2 tRNA genes are annotated in these 510 nt (G+C 49.6%); both read right to left on the bottom strand.

Annotation, left to right across the window (positions count from 1 at the left end):
* Positions 1–282 precede the first annotated feature (282 nt).
* A tRNA-Ala gene (locus tag LGN10_RS33445) sits at positions 283–358 on the bottom strand.
* 38 nt (positions 359–396) lie between these two features.
* Positions 397–473 (bottom strand) — tRNA-Ile (locus tag LGN10_RS33440).
* Between the last annotated feature and the right edge of the window lie 37 nt (positions 474–510).

The following is a 510-nucleotide window of genomic DNA, read 5'->3' as shown; positions in this document are numbered from 1 at the left end:
CCCTATAACGAGTCTGTCTCTCGACAGCCGCTACAGGTTGAGTTCTCGCGTTGTGCCGTATTCCAATTGAGTCAAACATAGAGTTCGAATCATCTTGAGATACATCGATACAATCACAACCCGGATAGTTTCCACGTCCATCTCAAAGACGCTTCCGCTATCCAAATTACTTACTTCTTCCAGATTGTTAAAGAACGACAGCCGATATCTGTTGATATCCTCTGACTGGCTCAATCGCCAATGACAAAAATTCGACGACGTCGAACACTTGTCATTGAGGATTGGTGGAGGCAGACGGGATCGAACCGACGACCCCCTGCTTGCAAAGCAGGTGCTCTCCCAGCTGAGCTATGCCCCCATGAGTACAGATTCCCTCAGGTACCTACCGCCAGACAATGGTGGGTCTGGTTGGATTCGAACCAACGACCCCCGCCTTATCAAGACGGTGCTCTAACCGACTGAGCTACAGACCCCTGAGTCTGTCTTTAATTTACAGCCGATAAGCGTGAG

The organism is Burkholderia sp. AU32262, from assembly GCF_020419985.1.
Lineage (GTDB): Bacteria > Pseudomonadota > Gammaproteobacteria > Burkholderiales > Burkholderiaceae > Burkholderia > Burkholderia semiarida.
Note: the sequence above shows the minus strand (reverse complement) of the source record. Positions and strands in the feature narration are given on the sequence as shown.